Annotated in this window: 12 protein-coding genes; 3 read left to right on the forward strand and 9 right to left on the reverse strand. The window is 55.7% G+C overall.

The features are described 5' to 3' along the window. Positions 1-26: 26 nt before the first annotated feature. The 4 genes from I2E69_RS06525 to I2E69_RS06540 form a co-directional block, all read right to left on the reverse strand. Positions 27-1,694 carry a RagB/SusD family nutrient uptake outer membrane protein gene (locus I2E69_RS06525; protein WP_195460118.1) on the reverse strand — a complete coding sequence of 556 codons (1,668 nt, stop codon included), beginning with the start codon at positions 1,692-1,694 and terminating at the stop codon, positions 27-29. A 26-nt stretch (positions 1,695-1,720) separates the two neighbouring features. Continuing rightward, the gene (locus I2E69_RS06530) at positions 1,721-5,077 is read right to left on the reverse strand and encodes a SusC/RagA family TonB-linked outer membrane protein (protein WP_195460120.1); all 3,357 of its coding nucleotides are present in this window, start codon (positions 5,075-5,077) and stop codon (positions 1,721-1,723) included. Between the two features lie 249 nt (positions 5,078-5,326). Continuing rightward, positions 5,327-6,355, reverse strand: coding sequence for a FecR family protein (locus tag I2E69_RS06535; RefSeq protein WP_195460122.1), 1,029 nt, complete (start codon positions 6,353-6,355; stop codon positions 5,327-5,329). Between the two features lie 58 nt (positions 6,356-6,413). Further along, positions 6,414-6,998 (reverse strand): RNA polymerase sigma-70 factor, encoded by a 585-nt coding sequence (locus tag I2E69_RS06540; protein ID WP_195460124.1) that lies wholly within the window; start codon positions 6,996-6,998, stop codon positions 6,414-6,416. A gap of 219 nt (positions 6,999-7,217) precedes the next feature. Here I2E69_RS06540 and I2E69_RS06545 point away from each other — a divergent pair, with 219 nt between their 5' ends. From I2E69_RS06545 to I2E69_RS06555, 3 genes are all read left to right on the forward strand, one after another. Further along, a complete protein-coding gene (locus I2E69_RS06545; RefSeq protein ID WP_195460126.1) occupies positions 7,218-8,597 on the forward strand; it encodes a DUF5125 domain-containing protein in 1,380 nt (459 codons plus the stop codon). A 73-nt stretch (positions 8,598-8,670) separates the two neighbouring features. Continuing rightward, complete coding sequence (locus I2E69_RS06550; protein WP_195460128.1) at positions 8,671-11,937, forward strand: glycoside hydrolase family 2 TIM barrel-domain containing protein; 3,267 nt, start codon at positions 8,671-8,673, stop codon at positions 11,935-11,937. A gap of 209 nt (positions 11,938-12,146) precedes the next feature. Further along, positions 12,147-12,920, forward strand: coding sequence for a formate/nitrite transporter family protein (locus I2E69_RS06555; protein ID WP_195460129.1), 774 nt, complete (start codon positions 12,147-12,149; stop codon positions 12,918-12,920). Between the two features lie 405 nt (positions 12,921-13,325). Here I2E69_RS06555 and I2E69_RS06560 read toward each other — a convergent pair whose 3' ends face one another. The 5 genes from I2E69_RS06560 to I2E69_RS06580 form a co-directional block, all read right to left on the reverse strand. Beyond that, on the reverse strand, positions 13,326-13,790 hold the full coding sequence (locus I2E69_RS06560) for a helix-turn-helix domain-containing protein (RefSeq protein ID WP_195460131.1): 465 nt from the start codon (positions 13,788-13,790) through the stop codon (positions 13,326-13,328). 659 nt (positions 13,791-14,449) lie between these two features. Next, positions 14,450-14,836, reverse strand: a complete 387-nt coding sequence (locus I2E69_RS06565; RefSeq protein ID WP_195460132.1) for an HIT family protein — start codon at positions 14,834-14,836, stop codon at positions 14,450-14,452. A gap of 17 nt (positions 14,837-14,853) precedes the next feature. Next, positions 14,854-15,147: a hypothetical protein gene (locus tag I2E69_RS06570; protein WP_195460135.1), complete on the reverse strand. Its 294-nt coding sequence runs from the start codon at positions 15,145-15,147 to the stop codon at positions 14,854-14,856. 50 nt (positions 15,148-15,197) lie between these two features. Next, a complete protein-coding gene (locus I2E69_RS06575; protein WP_195460137.1) occupies positions 15,198-15,461 on the reverse strand; it encodes a hypothetical protein in 264 nt (87 codons plus the stop codon). 9 nt (positions 15,462-15,470) lie between these two features. Then, positions 15,471-15,944, reverse strand: coding sequence for a hypothetical protein (locus I2E69_RS06580; protein WP_195460139.1), 474 nt, complete (start codon positions 15,942-15,944; stop codon positions 15,471-15,473).

Consider the following 15,944-nt stretch of genomic DNA (forward strand, 5'->3'; position numbering starts at 1 on the left):
TTTGTTTTCGGTTTAGGGTTCTGGAATTATCTTGCGGCGCTGAGGTCTGCCTCCCAGCCCGGACGGGTGTAGGTCTGTTCGAGCGTCTTGCCGTAGTTCTTGGCCTGTTCGACGATGTAGTTCGGCAGGGGCATGTATTGGTGCGTAGGCCTGATCTTTTTGGCCTTGTAGCACGCCTGCGCATACTTGTTGAAGCGAATCAGGTCGATCTTGCGCATGCCTTCGTAGAGGAATTCCTTGGCCCGTTCTTCGAGGATTGCATCGAGGAAAGCGTCTTTCGATGCGGTCTGCTCGGCGCTCAGTCCGCCCAGTCCGGCACGGCTGCGCACGTCGTTCACCGCCTGTACGGCAGTCGTCGAAGGCGCTGCGTTGCTCTGGCGCACTTCCGCTTCGGCCATCATCAGCAGCACATCGGCCCAGCGGGCCAGCGGCACGTCGTTGGCCTGGAATCCGTCGGGATTCTCGATCGGGAATTTGTTGATGATATATCCGTCCCACGAAATCCCGATATCCTCTTTTCCGCGCTTCTGGGTCGGGGTTCCGCTGTCGCTCGGATCGGCCTTGATCCAGTATTCGGAGAGGATTACCTCCCGGCGCTGGTCTTTTCCGTCGTAGCTGTCGTAAAGCGTCGGAGCCACATTGAAAGGCGTCCGCATCCAGCCGCCGCCCTGGTTGGCAAAGGGGCTGGGCGATCCGTCGCCGTTCTTTTTCGACGCGTCGCTCGGCGTGGCGAGCATCATGAGCGGGAAAAAGTTGCCGTTCTGGCTGCCGCCGTCGGCGCCCGGGGCGCAGCTCAGCGCCATGATAATCTCGCACGAGAAGTCGTTCTTCGCATAGAACATCTCTTTGAACGGGTTGACGCCCTGCTTGAAAAGCGAATATTTACCCGTGTTGAGTTCGTCGTACATCTCCAGGGCGCGTTTGTAGTAGTCCGTCATGTGCGAACCTTCGTTCAGGCAGTGCTTCATCAGGCAGAAACGGGCGTAGTCGGCCGTATAGCGGCCCTGTTCCGAGACGGTCTCGGGCAGTTTCCTGATCGCCTCTTCGAAATCCGCGGCAATCCATCCGCACATTTCGTCGAGCGTCGGGCGCACGAGGTTCTCCAGCACTGCGTCGTTGATCACGTCGTCGGGATTCAGCACCGCCGGAACCGGTCCGTAGATGTGGAGCAGGTAGTACATCATCAGGCCGCGGCAGATGTGCACTTCGCCGAGCAGTTGCTTGCGCTTGCTGTCCGACAGAATATCGGCGCTGGCCTTCTCCAGCCGGCCGATGATCTCCGTAAAGCGGGTAATCTGCGAGAGTTTGCCGATGTGGCAGGGGTTGTTCTCACCCACCCAGCCGCGCTGGTAGTAGTAGGTATTGTTGAAGTTGGCCTTCGAGAGTTCGGCCCACTCGCCGAATCCGCCGACCAGCCACGGCGCCATGGCGTCCGACGGCGAGTCGAACATGCGGATGACGCCGCCTTCGGGAATGTAGAAACTGTGCTGTGTGCCGCTGTCGCCGATATAATAGGTCCAGGTGTTGGTAAACGGCAGGTAGCAGGTCATGGCGTAGGTTTCGTACTCGGCCTCGGTCGAAGGAAAGTTTCCCGGAAAGAGGCTGCCGTAGATTTCGGGGTCGAAATTGCTTTCGCAGCCGCTCAGCGTGATGAGCGCCGCAGCCGTCCAGGCGAATATTTTCAGACGTTTCATTTTCGATGTGTCGTTTTAGGTTGTGTTTAGAAGTTGATTTTGGCGCCGAGCGAGAACGAGCGTACCTGCGGGAACTGTCCGCGGGCTTCGTTCTGGCCCGTGTAGATTTCGGGGTCGAAACCCGTGTACTTGGTGATTACGAAGGGGTTCTGAACGTCGAAATAGACACGGATGCTCTTGATGTACTTCTGGACCGGGCCGAACAGTTTGCCCTGAATGGTGTACCCCAGCGTGATGTTGCGGATGCGCATGAACGAGGCGTTCTCCATGTCGGCATTCACGCCGCAGCCGCCGGGAAGCGCTCCCATCTTGCTGTACGCGATGCCCGGACGGGTTCCGTTGGGGTTGATCTGCGAGTTCCACAGCCGGTAAGCGTACTTGTTGGTATTGGGCGCGGGGGTGTTAACCAGCGGTCCGGCCTGTGCCGCGCTCAGGGCCATGTTATACTTGTAGGCGCCGAACTGGCCGTACATGAAGATGTCGAGGTCGAAATTCTTGTATACGAACGTGTTGCCGAAGCCCATGTAGAGGTCGGGCGTGGTGTTGCGCATGTGGATGTCGTTGATGTCGATGACGCCGTCGCCGTTCTTGTCGTCGATGATCGGGCATCCGGGCATCTGGGCTGTCGCCTGCAGCGATTTCTGCGATTCGGGCATGTTGCTGCGGTCCATGTTGATGTAGCCGTCTATCTTGTAGTAGTACATCGCGGCCAGCGGTTCGTTGTCGCGCTGCTGGTAGGCCTGGTAGTCGTAGTTGGGCATCCGCTCTTTCCAGAACTGCTGTACGCGCGAGAGGGTCAGGTTGGTCCTCCATTCGAATTTACCCTTGAGGTTGACCGAATTGAGCGTGATCTCCCAGCCGCGGCGGTAGAAATGCGCACCGTTGATCGGACGCGACGAGAAAATGGCCAGCGGCGAAGTCGAGGCGTTGCCCAGCAGGTCGGTCACGTCGTTGCGGTAGAGGTCGAAACTTCCCGACAGGCGGTCGTCGAAGAGGTAGAAATCGACGCCGATGTTTTTCATCGTGGTCTTCTGCCAGCTTACGTCGGGGTAGTCGGCGCTCATCAGCAGGTAGGGGATGTAGAACGTGGAGTTGTTGTTGAATGTCACCTTGAAATCGCTGGGTTTGTAGACGCCGTAGAGCGAGCTTCCGAGGTTGTCCTGTCCGGATTTGCCCCAACTGGCGCGGATTTTCAGCAGGCTTACCCATTCGACATCGCGCAGGAACGATTCGTTGGATATTTTCCAGGCCGCCGACACCGAGGGGAACAACGCGTATTTCTTGTTGGGGAAAAACTTGTCCGTACCGTCGCGGCGGAGCGTTGCGGCGACCACGTAGCGGTCGAGCAGGTCGACGCTCAGCTTTGCGAACTGCGAACGTTTCTGGTTCTTACCCGTGTAGGAGGCCGGTGTGATTTTTCCGGCGGCCGAGGAGATGTTGTGCTCGTTGATCAGGTCGTTGGTATCCTCGTACGAGATCGAATAGCCTTCGTAATCTTCGAGGTACTTACCCATTCCGACCAGGGCGTCGACCTGGATGATGTCGGCGAATTTCTTCGAGAACTGGAGCATGGCCTCCATCGTCTGGTTGCGGCGGCGTTCGGAGCCGATGTTTCCGCGCGATTTGTACATGCGGTCGAAGTAGATCGACGACGGCACATAAGTCGAACGGCGCATGTTTTCCTGGTTGATACCGTACACGCCTTTTAGGGTGATGATGTTCTTCCAGATATTCAGGTCGGCCGTGAAGTTGAGCATGTAGTCGTTCTGTTTGGTCTTGTCCTGAATATCGTCGTACGATGCGGGGTTGGGAACGCTGTTGAAAATGGTGTACGAACCGTCCGCCTGCCGAAGCGGGAGGTAGGAAGGGTAGAGGAGCGCCGAACTGAGCGAACCTCCGGCCGTGTTGCCGCGGTTGCCCACGTCGTCGCCCACCATGCCGTTGGTGTAGTGGTTCTGGTTGGCGTTGAAGGCCGACGAGAGTTTGAGGAACGGAAACAACTGCACGCCTAAGTTGCCACGGAACGTATATTTGGTCATCCCCGAGTTCGACACGGTTCCTTTCTGGTCGAAGTAGCTGCCGCCCATGTAGTAGGTGACGTGCTTCGTGCCGCCGCTTACCGTCAGGTTGTGATTGGTCGAGTAGCCGCTGCGCAGCACGTAGTCGGTCCAGTCGGTCGTCGTGGCCCCGGCGATCTCTTCGGGCGAGAATACGGGTGTCCAGCGTCCGTCGTAGGCCAGGCCGCCGTAGGGGTACTGCTTGTTGTTGTAGAGGTAATTCTCTTTGCTGTATACGTTTGCGATGTTCATGTACTCCTGTGCGTCGAGCACGTCGAGGTACTTGTAATTGCGCGTGAAGGTATAGCTGCCTTCATAGCTGATCCGGGGAGCGCCCTCGGAGCCTTTTTTCGTCGTGATGAGGATCACGCCGTCGGCGGCCCCGATGCCGTAGATGGCCGCCGAAGCGTCTTTCAGCACTTCGACCGACTCGATGTCCGCGGGGTTGAGACCCGCCAGGCCGGCGCGGTTGACGTTGCTCGGAAGCCCCGTTGCGCTGCCCAGCCCGATGGTGTTCGAAGGCATGACGATGCCGTCGACGACGTAAATCGGGTTGCCCGCACCGCGGATCGAGATGTTCACCTTACCGTCGGGCTGCGAACTGTTGACCGTGGCCTGGAGACCTGCGGCGCGTCCCAGCAGCATCTGCGAGATGTTGCTGTTCGCGGCTTTCGGCACGTCGTCGGGCTTCACCTGCGCGATGGCCGTGGTCAGGTTGCGGCGTGACACCGTGCCGTAGCCCACGACAACCACTTCGTCGACCAGCTTGACATCTTCGGTTAGGTATACCTCGATCCCGGTCCCCGCCGCAGCGCGTACGGTCTGTGTCGTGTAGCCGATGTAGGAGATGCTGAGTACGAGGTTTTTGTTGCCTTCGATCCGGAACCGGCCCTGCGAATCGGTCGTGGTTCCCTTGGTGGTTCCTTCGACGATCACCGTCGCACCGACGATCGGTTCCTTGGTTTTCCGGTCCAGCACACGGCCCTGTACGCCGTCGGCTTTGCGGCTCTCTTTCGCTGCGGCTTCGCGTTTGGTCAGCACGATCTGCTGTCCCTTGATCGTGTAGGCGATGTCGGTTCCGGCGAAAAGTTTTTCCAGCGCATCGGTCAGCGGGGCTTTCGTGACGTTGAGCGACGCCGCCCTGTCGACCCCGACCACCTGCTTGTTATAGAGGAACAAATATCCGCTTTGGCTCTCTATTTCGTCCAGTATGGCCGTCAGCGGTACGTTCGATTTATTCAGCGTGACGGTTTTGCCCTGGGCGTGTGCGGAACAGACCCAAAGAAGACACATGCACGTGAAGCACGTAAATAGGATTTGTTTCATGATTGACGTTGTAGTTTTGTTTCGATTGATTTGGTTTTTGGGAGGATGGAGGAGGTAAAAGGTTTTCTGCAATAAAAAAGGGGTTAGTTTGGTTTTTCGGCCGCGGCTTCAGGACCGCGGCTATAAATAAGACGAACCACGTGCAAAACCCCACATCTTTTTTCACATTCTCCCCGGATCGCGGGAGTTATACAACCGAAAAAACGGGCCATCCGGTCGATTGGCCCGTTTTCATTGGTTTCCGAACGGTCATTGATTTTTGTATACGCGGATAATTTTCTCCGAGAATCCGCTGTCCGATTCCTGGTGGCGGGGCTGTTCCTCGAAACGGATCGGCGCACTGATCTCCAGCAGGCGCAGTATCTGGTCGAACGTCTCGCCCCGGAAGGTCGCGCGGTAGACGTAGTCGCCGAGTTCCGGGTCCATGATCTCGAACTGCACCCGGTATATCTGGCCCAGGCGGTTGAAAACGTCGCTCAGCGCATCGTCGCGGAAGGCGAGAATGCCGTCTTTCCACGAAGTTCCCCGGAACGTGTCCGCGTCGGTTATCCGCATCGTGCCGTCGGCATAGTAGCTCAACTGCTGTTCGGGCAGGAGTCTGTTTTCCACGCCGCCCGCCGCAACGTCCACCTTGCCGCTGACCAGTGTCACGACGGTTTCGCGGAGCATGTCGTAGGCGTTGATGTTGAACGCCGTGCCTTTGGCCGTGACGCTCAGGTCGCCGACTTCGACGACGAACGGCCGTTTTTCATCGGCGTGAACCTCGAAATAGGCCTCTCCGGTCATACGCACCGTGCGTCGCTCGCCGGCCCGGAAGCGGGAGGGGTATTCGAGCGAACTGCCCGTGTTGATCCATACGCGTGAACTGTCGGGCAGCACGATCCTTGTCATGGTTCCGTAGGGCGCCGTCACTTCGTTGAAGGCAATGGTCTCCCCGGTGCGGTCCGCCGCCTTCCACGCGAAGAACAGCGAGGCGGCCAGCAAGGGGATGAACAGCACGGCGGCAATGTGCCGGAACCGGTCGGCCAGTGTCGGCCGGGGCGCAACTGCCTGAGGCGGTTGTGTGCACTGTGCCAGCACTTTACGCAATGCGGCGTCGGTGTCGATCCGCTTGGGGTCGAACGCCGGATGGGCCGTTTCCCACAGGTTTTTCAGCCGGAAGAACTCTTCGCGTAGCGCTTCCGACTGCGCCAGTTCGGTTCGCAGTTCTTCGCGTTCTTGTTCCGTGGCGTCGCCTGCGAGGTATCTGGCTATCCGTATATTTTGTTGTTCGTCCATGCGTCCTTGTTGTCTTGAAAATACACTATACTCATATATATGACGGTTCGGCGGGGTTTTACCACACGTCCGAAAGCAAAATAATGCATATTGCGGTGTAAAATTCGCCCAGGTAAGTTTTGAGCAGATTCAGCGCGTCGCCGATGCGCACTTCGACCGTCCGCACCGAGACGTTCAGCCGTTCTGCGATTTCCCGGTATTTGAGGTTCTGGAAACGGTTCATTTCGAAGCATTCACGCAACTTTTCGGGCAGTTTGCCGAGCGCTTCCTGCAAGTGGTCGTTCAGGTCGGAGTAGAGAATGTAGCGGGCCGTATCGTGGTCGCCTAACACGCTGCCGCTGAGGGTTTCCTGCTGGTGGACCGAGACAATCTTCCGGTGGCGGATCTCCTCGATGCAACTGTTGCGTACGGCGCTCAGGAGGTAGGATTTCAGCGAAGTCTCGATCCGGAGCCGGCTGCGATTGTCCCACAGCCTGAGGAAGATGGTCTGCACGATGTCCTCGCAAACCTCCTGTTCGCGGAGGATTGTCCCCGCAAACAGCACCAGGTCTTTGTAGTATTTCCGGAACAGGGTGGCAAACGCCTCGTCGCTGTCGTTGCCCATGTTGCACAATAACAGCCCGTCCTCGTTGATATCCGCCATTTTCTGAGTTTGTTTCGTGTCTGCACGAGTGGCCGTATTGCCTGTCGGCCGCCCCGATTTGAATACAATACTACGCATTTTTTACGAAAATAAAAAATTATGTGGGGTTTTGCCGCTGGTTCGTCTTATAGATGGATGGAGTTTTTAAAAGGTTTCGAAAAAACCGTTTAATTTTTAACTATTGACTGAATTATGAAACGAAAACTGAGGAATATACGCATGGCGTTTTCCGTTGTGCTCGTGGCGTTTTGCACCATGACCTCCTGTAAGGACGACGATGTTCCCGATGTGGCGTGGCCCGAGTGGCCCGTCGTATCGGCTCCGGAGGTCGTCACGGCAACGCTCAAACCCGCCGCCGGTTCCGGCGCGGAGATCGTTGCCGGGAGCAGCGTGCGTTTTCGGGCGCACATCACCGATTCCGACAACGAAGTGCGCCGTGCGACGCTGACCGTGACGGTGGGCGGCAACGAGATCGTCTCCGAACAGTTCCGTCTTACGGGCGGCGATGCCGATGTCGAACATACGTTCACCGTTCCGTTCGTCTCGGGCATGGACGGCGACGTTTATCCCGCGGTGACGCTCGACGTAGTCAACTCCCTCCACAAAACCGCTTCGGTGACGCTCTCCGAAGCGCAGAACGTGCTGGTCAAACGCCCTGTCCTGGGCGACGAGGTCTACCTCGTGACCAGCGGCGGCGATGTCTACGAACTGCCCCGCAGCGCCGACAACCGCTATTCGGCGGAGGTCAAGGCGCCTTATTTCGAATCCTACAAGATCGCTGCGAAACTCACCGCCGACCGTAAGATCGACTACTCTTCGATTGTCTGGGGACTCGTCGATGGCCAGGTTGCTGTCGTCACCGACGCTTCCGCGGCGGGGATTCCTTCCGATGTCAATCCGGCGGCGATCATCAAGAAGATGAATTTCGACGCTGTCAGCTTCCGCACGGTGCTCGACCTGGCCGTAGTCTTCGGCGGCGCCGAGCTGCAACCGTCGTCCTACAACGGCTACCAGGAAGCTACGCTTTCGCTCGCCTCCGGACAAACTTATACCGTCACGGGCATCGGCGGCCTCGCTACGGCGGTCGACCCCAATTTCTTCGAATCCGTTTCCGATTCGGAGGTGAAATTCGTGGGTCTCGACGGAGCGTATACGCTTTACTACAACCTCTCCAAATCACGCCTTTATATCGAGCAGCGCGGTGCGACCTATCCCGCTGCGCTGTGGATATCGGGCATGGGTCTCGGCTTCCCGCAGCCTCCCTATTCGCTCGATGTCGACTGGTCGGGCAACGGCTGGAACTGGACGGTCGACGTTCACCAGCGTTCGTTCTGCAAGAAGACCGGCGACGGGGTGTTCGAAGCCCTGCTTTACATTTCGCGCAGCATCAACCTCAAGATTTTCCAGCAGTGCGGCTGGGGCAGCGAATTCCAGTCCTATAACTTCACCAAGTCGCCCGAAAATATCCTTGTCGACGGCATCGAGCCGAGCGACGGCCATAAGACGGGCGACTTTGCGACGGGTCCGGCCTTCACCGAGGGCGTCTACCTGCTTCGCCTCGATTTCAACCGGATGACGATCGAAATTATCCGCCGGTAACCGACGTTTTTTCTGAAACAACCAAGCGCAGGGCGGTTCTCGGAAGGACCGCCCTGTTTTAACGATCAAACCTATGCTTAAATCCTTGCGTAACCTCCTGGTCCCGGTCCTGCTGCTTTGCGGTACGGCTTCCGCCGCACCTCCCGCCGAATGGGAGAATCCCCATGTCAACGCCGTCAACCGCTTGCCGATGCGTGCTACCTCCTATTCCTACGACTCCCCGCAGCAGGCGCTCCGCGGCGACCGCAGCGCTTCGGCGATCCTTTTCCTCGACGGGGCGTGGCGTTTCCGTTTCGATCCGGATGTACGGGAGCGTCCCTGCGACTTTTTCCGCGGCGGCGACCGCATCGAAGGCTGGGATACGATTCCTGTGCCTTCCTGCTGGGAGATGCACGGCTACGGCTTTCCCAACTATACCAACGTCCGTTATCCCTTTCCTGTCGATCCGCCCCGCATTTGCCGCAACAATCCCGTGGGTAGTTACTACCGCGAATTCGACCTCCCTGCGGCGTGGCGCGACCGGGATGTCACGCTGCATTTCGGGGGCGTCTATTCGGCTTATTATGTCTGGGTCAACGGTGAATATGTCGGTTACGCCGAGGATTCGGCGCTGCCTTCCGAGTTCGACGCGACTCCGTTCCTGCGCGAAGGGCGTAACAGCGTCGCCGTGCAGGTCTGCAAATGGGCCGACGGCAGTTACCTCGAAGATGCCGACCATTGGCGCATGGCGGGCATCTACCGCGAAGTTTTCCTGACGGCCGCGCCTCGGGTCTGCATCCGCGATTTCGGGGTCCGCACGCGAATGATCAACGACTACACCGACGCCCGGCTGCAAATTAGGCCGTCGCTGCGCAACGACGCCGGGCGCGACCTCACGGGCTGGACGCTCGGGGCCGAACTCTTCGATGCGGCAGGCAAATCCTGCCTCGATGCGCCGTGGAATCTCCCTGCCGCGGAGATCGTGACGGAAGTTTATCCCCAGCGCGACAACGTCTACTATCCGCTGATGGAGCGGCTGGTTCGCGCCCCGCACCGCTGGACGGCCGAAACGCCGTACCTCTATACGCTCGTGCTGACGCTCCGCGACGCGCAGGGCGCGGTCGTCGAGTCCCGGAGCGTCCGTGTGGGTTTTCGCGAAGTCGAGGTCCGCGGCGAAGAACTCCTTATTAACGGCGTTCCGGTGAAACTCTACGGCGTCAACCGCCACGACCACAACGCCCGCACGGGCAAAACGGTCTCCCGGGCCGACATCGAGGCCGACATCCGCCTGATGAAGCAATATAACTTCAACTCCGTGCGCACGAGCCACTATCCCAACGATCCCTATCTCTATGATCTCTGCGATGCCTACGGCCTGTACGTCATCGACGAGGCGAACGTCGAGTCGCACGGCGTGCGGGGATTGCTGGCCAACGATCCCGACTGGATCACGCCTTTTCTGGAACGCGTCACGCGCATGGTCATACGCGACCGGAACCATCCGTCGGTCATCGGTTGGTCGATGGGCAACGAATCGGGCTGCGGACCTGCTTTTGCGGCGGTTTCCGCCTGGACCAAAGATGCTGATCCGACCCGTTTTATCCATTACGAAGGAGCGCAGGGCGTGCCCGAACACCCGCTTTACCGTCCCATAAGCCGTTCACAGGCCGCTGTGGCCACCAGTGAAGTCGTAGCCGCCGGAGAGGCGGCCGCGCGTTTTGCCGAGATGGCCAACCCTGACGACCCGGCTTATGTCGACATCCTGAGCCGCATGTACCCGACGCTCGAAGAGCTGGAATTCCTGGCCGAATGGCCCTACATCTCGCGGCCCGTGCTGTTGTGCGAATACGCCCACTCGATGGGCAACTCCACAGGCGGACTGAACGACTATTGGAGGCTTATCCGCCGCCACAAACGCCTGCTGGGCGGGCATATCTGGGATTGGATCGACCAGGGGATCGAACGGCGCGACGCCTCGGGCCGCATTTGCTGGGCCTACGGCGGTGATTTCGAACCGGCGGGAGAGATTCACGACGGTAATTTCTGTATCAACGGTCTCCTTGCGCCCGACCGTACGGTGAAACCCGCGATGTATGAGTGCAAGTATGTCTTCCAGCCGATTGTCTTCGAACCGGTAGACCCGGCACAGGGGCGAATCCGCGTCGTCAACCGGAATTTTTTCGCTTCGACCGACGTTTACGACTATAAGTGGGAACTTCGCGACGAAAGCCGTGTACTTCAATGTGGTACGTTGACCGTTCCGCCGACGGCGGCAGGTGAGAGCGTCGAGATTTCAGTACCTTGCAAGCCTTTCCGCCAAATTCCCGGCGCGGAGTACTGGCTCCGGCTTTCGGCTCACGAGGCGCAGGCGCGTCCTTACGCCGAAGCCGGTTGGGAAGTTGCCGCCGAGCAGTTGAAAATCAGCGCGTTGAACTCTTTGCAGCGTGATCTGCCGCAGGGTAGGGTAGTGATGCTGGAATATGCTGACAGTCTGTTATTTACATCCGGAGCAGCCGAAGTCGTAATTAGCCGTTCGAGCGGTTATCTGACTTCCTGTTCCCTCGACGGGCGCCCGGTGATCTGCGGCCCGTTGAAACCCGATTTCTGGCGTGCGGCGACCGACAACGACCGCCGCGGTTGGAAAACCGACGTTCTTCTGGATTTTTGGAAACAGGCCGAAAATCGAATGACAGTCAGAGATTTAGCAATTTCAAAAGGATCGGATAGGGTAGTTGTGACCGTCGAGAAGTCGATTCCCGACACCTTGTCCCTGACGCTGACTTATACTATCGGCGGCGGGGGAGTTGTCGAGGTCGGCTATGCCCTCCGGCATCTGAACCCGCAGTTGCCCGAGATGCTCCGCGTCGGCATGCAGACGCAGTGCAGTGCCGATTATGATCGGATGACGTTCTATGGACGGGGACCGCATGAAAACTATTCCGACCGTTGCCTTTCGGCCTTTGTTTCGGTCTATGACGGCCGGGTCGACGATTTCTGCTACGACTATGTCCGCCCGCAGGAGAACGGCAACCGGACCGGTGTCCGTTGGCTCAGTTTGCGGAACGCAGCCGGACGCGGCGTGCAGTTTATTGGCCGCCAGCCGCTCAGCGTCGCCGTCCGCCGCTGTTCGCCGGAGGCGCTCGAAAGGGCCGAGCATATCTCCGAAGCGGAGTGTTCACCCGACAGGCTGACTGTGAATATCGACCTCGTGCAGGCAGGGGTCGGCGGAACCGATTCCTGGAGTATCAAGGCGCGCCCGGAAATGCCGTACCGGCTGTGTGAAAAGGTGTATAACTACGGTTTTCTCATCGTTCCCGGACGGGCTTCGGACTGTATTCGGAACGGCCGGATGTACCGATAACCGAACAATGCTTCCCGGAAATATGCCGGGAAGCATTGTCTTTATGTTCGTGTGGTCAGAATGCTCCGTAGACTCGCATCGCATTCTATTGTCCGATATATCGCGAGTCTTTGACATCGCTCCGGCCGATATTTGGACCATTCCCGAGAGCCGTTTTTTTGTCGTTTCGGCTGAAATGTTTATCTTTGGCCCCCGATTAAAATCCCTGTATGCCGATCAATAACCCGAAAGAGGTCCTCGCCCTGGTGGAAAAATCCGCCTCCGATAAAATTTCGTTACCTGTTCGTAAAGTCCTGATTCTTGCATTCCTTGCCGGAGCTTATATCGCTATGGGAGGCTTGTTTTCCATTGTGATAGGGTATGGCTTCCCGGCAATGGCCTCAGAGCCGGGCTTGCAGCGGCTGCTTTCGGGCCTTGTTTTCCCGCTGGGGCTTATGCTGGTCGTTTTCGCGGGAGCGGAACTCTTCACAGGCAACAATGCCGTATTGGTCCCCGGAGCGTTAGGACGACGCTATGGATGGTGTAAGGTATTGAAAAATTGGATGTTGGTGTATATCGGCAATTTTATCGGCTCCCTGTTCTTTGCCTATTTTTTCGTGAAACTTCCCGGGATGCTCTCTGCCGAGTCGTGGTATTCTGCGGCTGTCGGGGTTGCCGAAGCGAAGGTTTCGATGCCGTGGCTGACGGTGTTTCTGCGTGGTGTCGGCGCCAACTGGCTGGTGTGCCTTGCTGTGTGGATGGGGCTGAGTGCCAACGATGTAGCTGGCCGGATATTGGGCCTGTTTTTTCCTGTAATGTGTTTTGTAGCAATCGGTTATGAACACAGCGTCGCCAATATGTTTTTCATTCCGCTGGGTATGATGCATGGAGCCTCGGTCACTTTGGCGGATTTTGTCTTTGCCAATCTCATTCCTGCCACCTTGGGTAATATTGTCGGCGGTGCAGCCTTCGTCGGTGGCATCTACTGGTACGCTAATAAGTAGTTATAATAAGGTATAATCAGTTGATAATCATTTATCAACTATATAATTTAACATAATAGTAATATTAATTCAAATCTGATCCCAGCACGTTGTGTGCCGAGATGTTCGCAAACAAAAAAGCACTCCGTTTTTGGGGTGCTTTTTTAGTCTTATTTCATATTGTTTGAGGCTGGCGGACGGTTTGTTTGTTTCCGGAGTGATCCACCAGGGAGCAATTACTTGGATGGCGAAATAAATACGCTTCCGCTCAGGTTCCGCGTTTCCGGATGCAAACTCAAGTCCTGACGTATCTGAAAATTCCGCGCGGACAACAACGGTTTCGTTGTGGGCTTCGAGCCTTGGACTATTATTAATTTTATCCTCCTGTACGTGCGATATTCAGAAATTTTTTTTCGGATGCAATTTTTAGCGCTTTGTCGGGGTAAAACTCTCGAAGGTCATGTCGTCGTATAATACCACGATCCGCCGGACAGTCACATCCGTCCGGGCCCCGGGAAACGGAACAGCAGTTGTCGGAACCGAATTTTCGGGTATCGCCGAGGTTGCCTCCTGATGCGGAGCCTTGGTCGGCGAACTTCCGGGTGCTCCGAATAATCCGTCAGTGATCGCCGGTCCGGCAGCCGCAGTTGGCGCAGGTTGCCTGGGAGTACCGTCTGTGTTGTCACGATACATCTGATCCGAGTCGAGCAGCAGCCAGTCGGGATTGAGCCGGGGAAACCTCCGGAGAATCTTTTGTAGCATGTCGAAGCTCGGTTTGTTTCGTTCGGCGAGAATATGAGAGATTCCCGCCGGTTTGATTCCGAGCAGCTCGGCGAGTTGGCTGGGCTTCAAACCTTCACTTTTCATCAAATCGAGCATTTTTTCCTTCATCGACGTAATTTTTTACAAATATAAAGTTTTTTCTTTTGTAAAACAAGCGGAATCTACATTTGTAAAATGTTAATAAGTGTGGATAAAGTTTACAAGTGTAAATAAAACAATATGGTTAAATATGACCCTAATCAATCTATTGAAGTATTATTTTATATAATAATACTTAAGTAGCTGGTTTTTCTTTGTTTATTATGTGATATGATGCCAAATTACGGTATATACGCACTAACGATCCATAACCTTGCTGTTAGGTGTTGCGTAGCTTTAATTAAATTATATAAATTACTGATAATTAATATATATATTGTGCGGTGTTTAATGTTTTAACCCGTACGATATATCCCTTTTAGGAAAGTTTACAAGGGTTTTGCAGATTTCTTCCAAATGTAACTATTAACAGATGTTGTACGATCGCATGGTTTACAAATGTAATCAATGCAGGGATTTAAGCAGGGAGTTGTTATTTACATTTGTAAATATCCTGCCCTATTTTGTAAAATTTGAGGTATTTTTGGAGTATTTCCGAATCCTTATCTAACAAATTATTAACATCTGAGGATTTCGGATATATTATGTTAAATAAAAAAGAGCCGGATAGTGTTTATAACTCACTATCCGGCTTAAATTCAGCCTGTTATATATTTGTTAACAATCTCTTATTTCGAGAGTTTATCGGCGATTTCGCGGAACTCTTCCGGTGTTAATTTGAGCTTTTCGCGGTGGAAATCCACGTCATTTTCGCTTTGAATGGGGATTAAATGGATGTGTGCATGGGGTACTTCGAGCCCTAAAACGACCACTGCGACCCTTGCGCATGCTATTTCCCGCTTGATTTTACCTGCAACCTCTTTGGCGAAGACCATCATACCCGCTAATGTCCGATCGTCGAGGTCGAAAATGTAGTCTACCTCTTTTTTGGGGACGACCAGCGTGTGGCCTTTCGTGAGCGGATTGATGTCGAGAAATGCGTAGTAGTCCTCATTTTCGGCTACTTTGTACGACGGGATCTCCCCCGCAATGATACGTGAAAAAATAGTTGCCATATTACTTGATTTTAAAGTTATCGTGATTCTTCCGTGTCGTTGCCCGTCGTTTCGGCGTTTTTTTTGCCTGCGGCGATTCGTTTACTGCGGATAAGTTCCCGTATGGCCATGCCTGCGTTGATGACGATCGTCATCAGAAGCAGGCTGTCCGAAAATGTAAACTTGCTGCCCGGTTCCGAAAAAAGCAGGATAATCGCCCATACCGCGAACAGCACTCCACAGATCCAAAGTACCCGGGATTGCATCTTGGCCGTTTCTGCGGCTTTCCGCCGTCGGTATTCCTCCAGCCATTTCTCTTCTTGGGGTGTCATATCGTTGCTGTTTATTGAGATTTTTCTGCTATGGAAAGAGTGTGTGGCTGCTAAATGTCGCCCCACGGCTTTTTTTTCGAGAGAATGCGCCTGTTATTGACAATGCCGAGAAGGATGCTGATGAGGGAGAGGGCGATCCCTAACGCTCCAAACCAGTCCGCCCGGGAGATGACATCGGTACAGAATAAGTAAATTCCCCATCCGATACTTGCGGCGATAGCGCATCCGAGCAGGATGTATTGCAGTTTCAGATTGCGTTTCGCCTTGTCCGGGTCATAAGCACTTGCCCGCCAGCGTAATTCCTCGGGTGTCATGGCTGCATATTAAAGATGTTCCTCGAACTTGGGCTTCAGTATCTCCGAGTAAATCACTGCCTGCCGGAGGTTGAATTCTTCGACCAGGCCTGTTGCCGCCGTTTCCGGCGCGTTGTTCGTCAGGGAATGGGCTGCAATTTCGTCCGTTTCTGCGTTGCGCTTGGACAGATCGGTGGCCTGATGCCGGAAATGCTTGGAATCGGCGGCTTTCAGCTCTGTATATTCGGGTATATACTCCTGGGCGGGAATCTCCTCCAGGCTCTGGCATTCGTCCGGAAAAGCGGGCGTAACGGGCTGCAATTCCGGGCGGAGCGCCGGTCTCGGAGCCGATTCGGGCGTCTGGGTCGCGGACGAAGGCCAGGCTTCGCCGTGCTGGGGGGCGTGACCGCCCTTTCCGCGGGCTTTGCGCGATTGCGATACGACGTTGAATATCATCGCGCCTACGATGATTACGATCCATATGACAGATGCAAAATCCTCCAT

This window comes from Alistipes sp. D31t1_170403_E11 (assembly GCF_015553985.1).
GTDB classification, from domain to species: domain Bacteria; phylum Bacteroidota; class Bacteroidia; order Bacteroidales; family Rikenellaceae; genus Alistipes; species Alistipes montrealensis.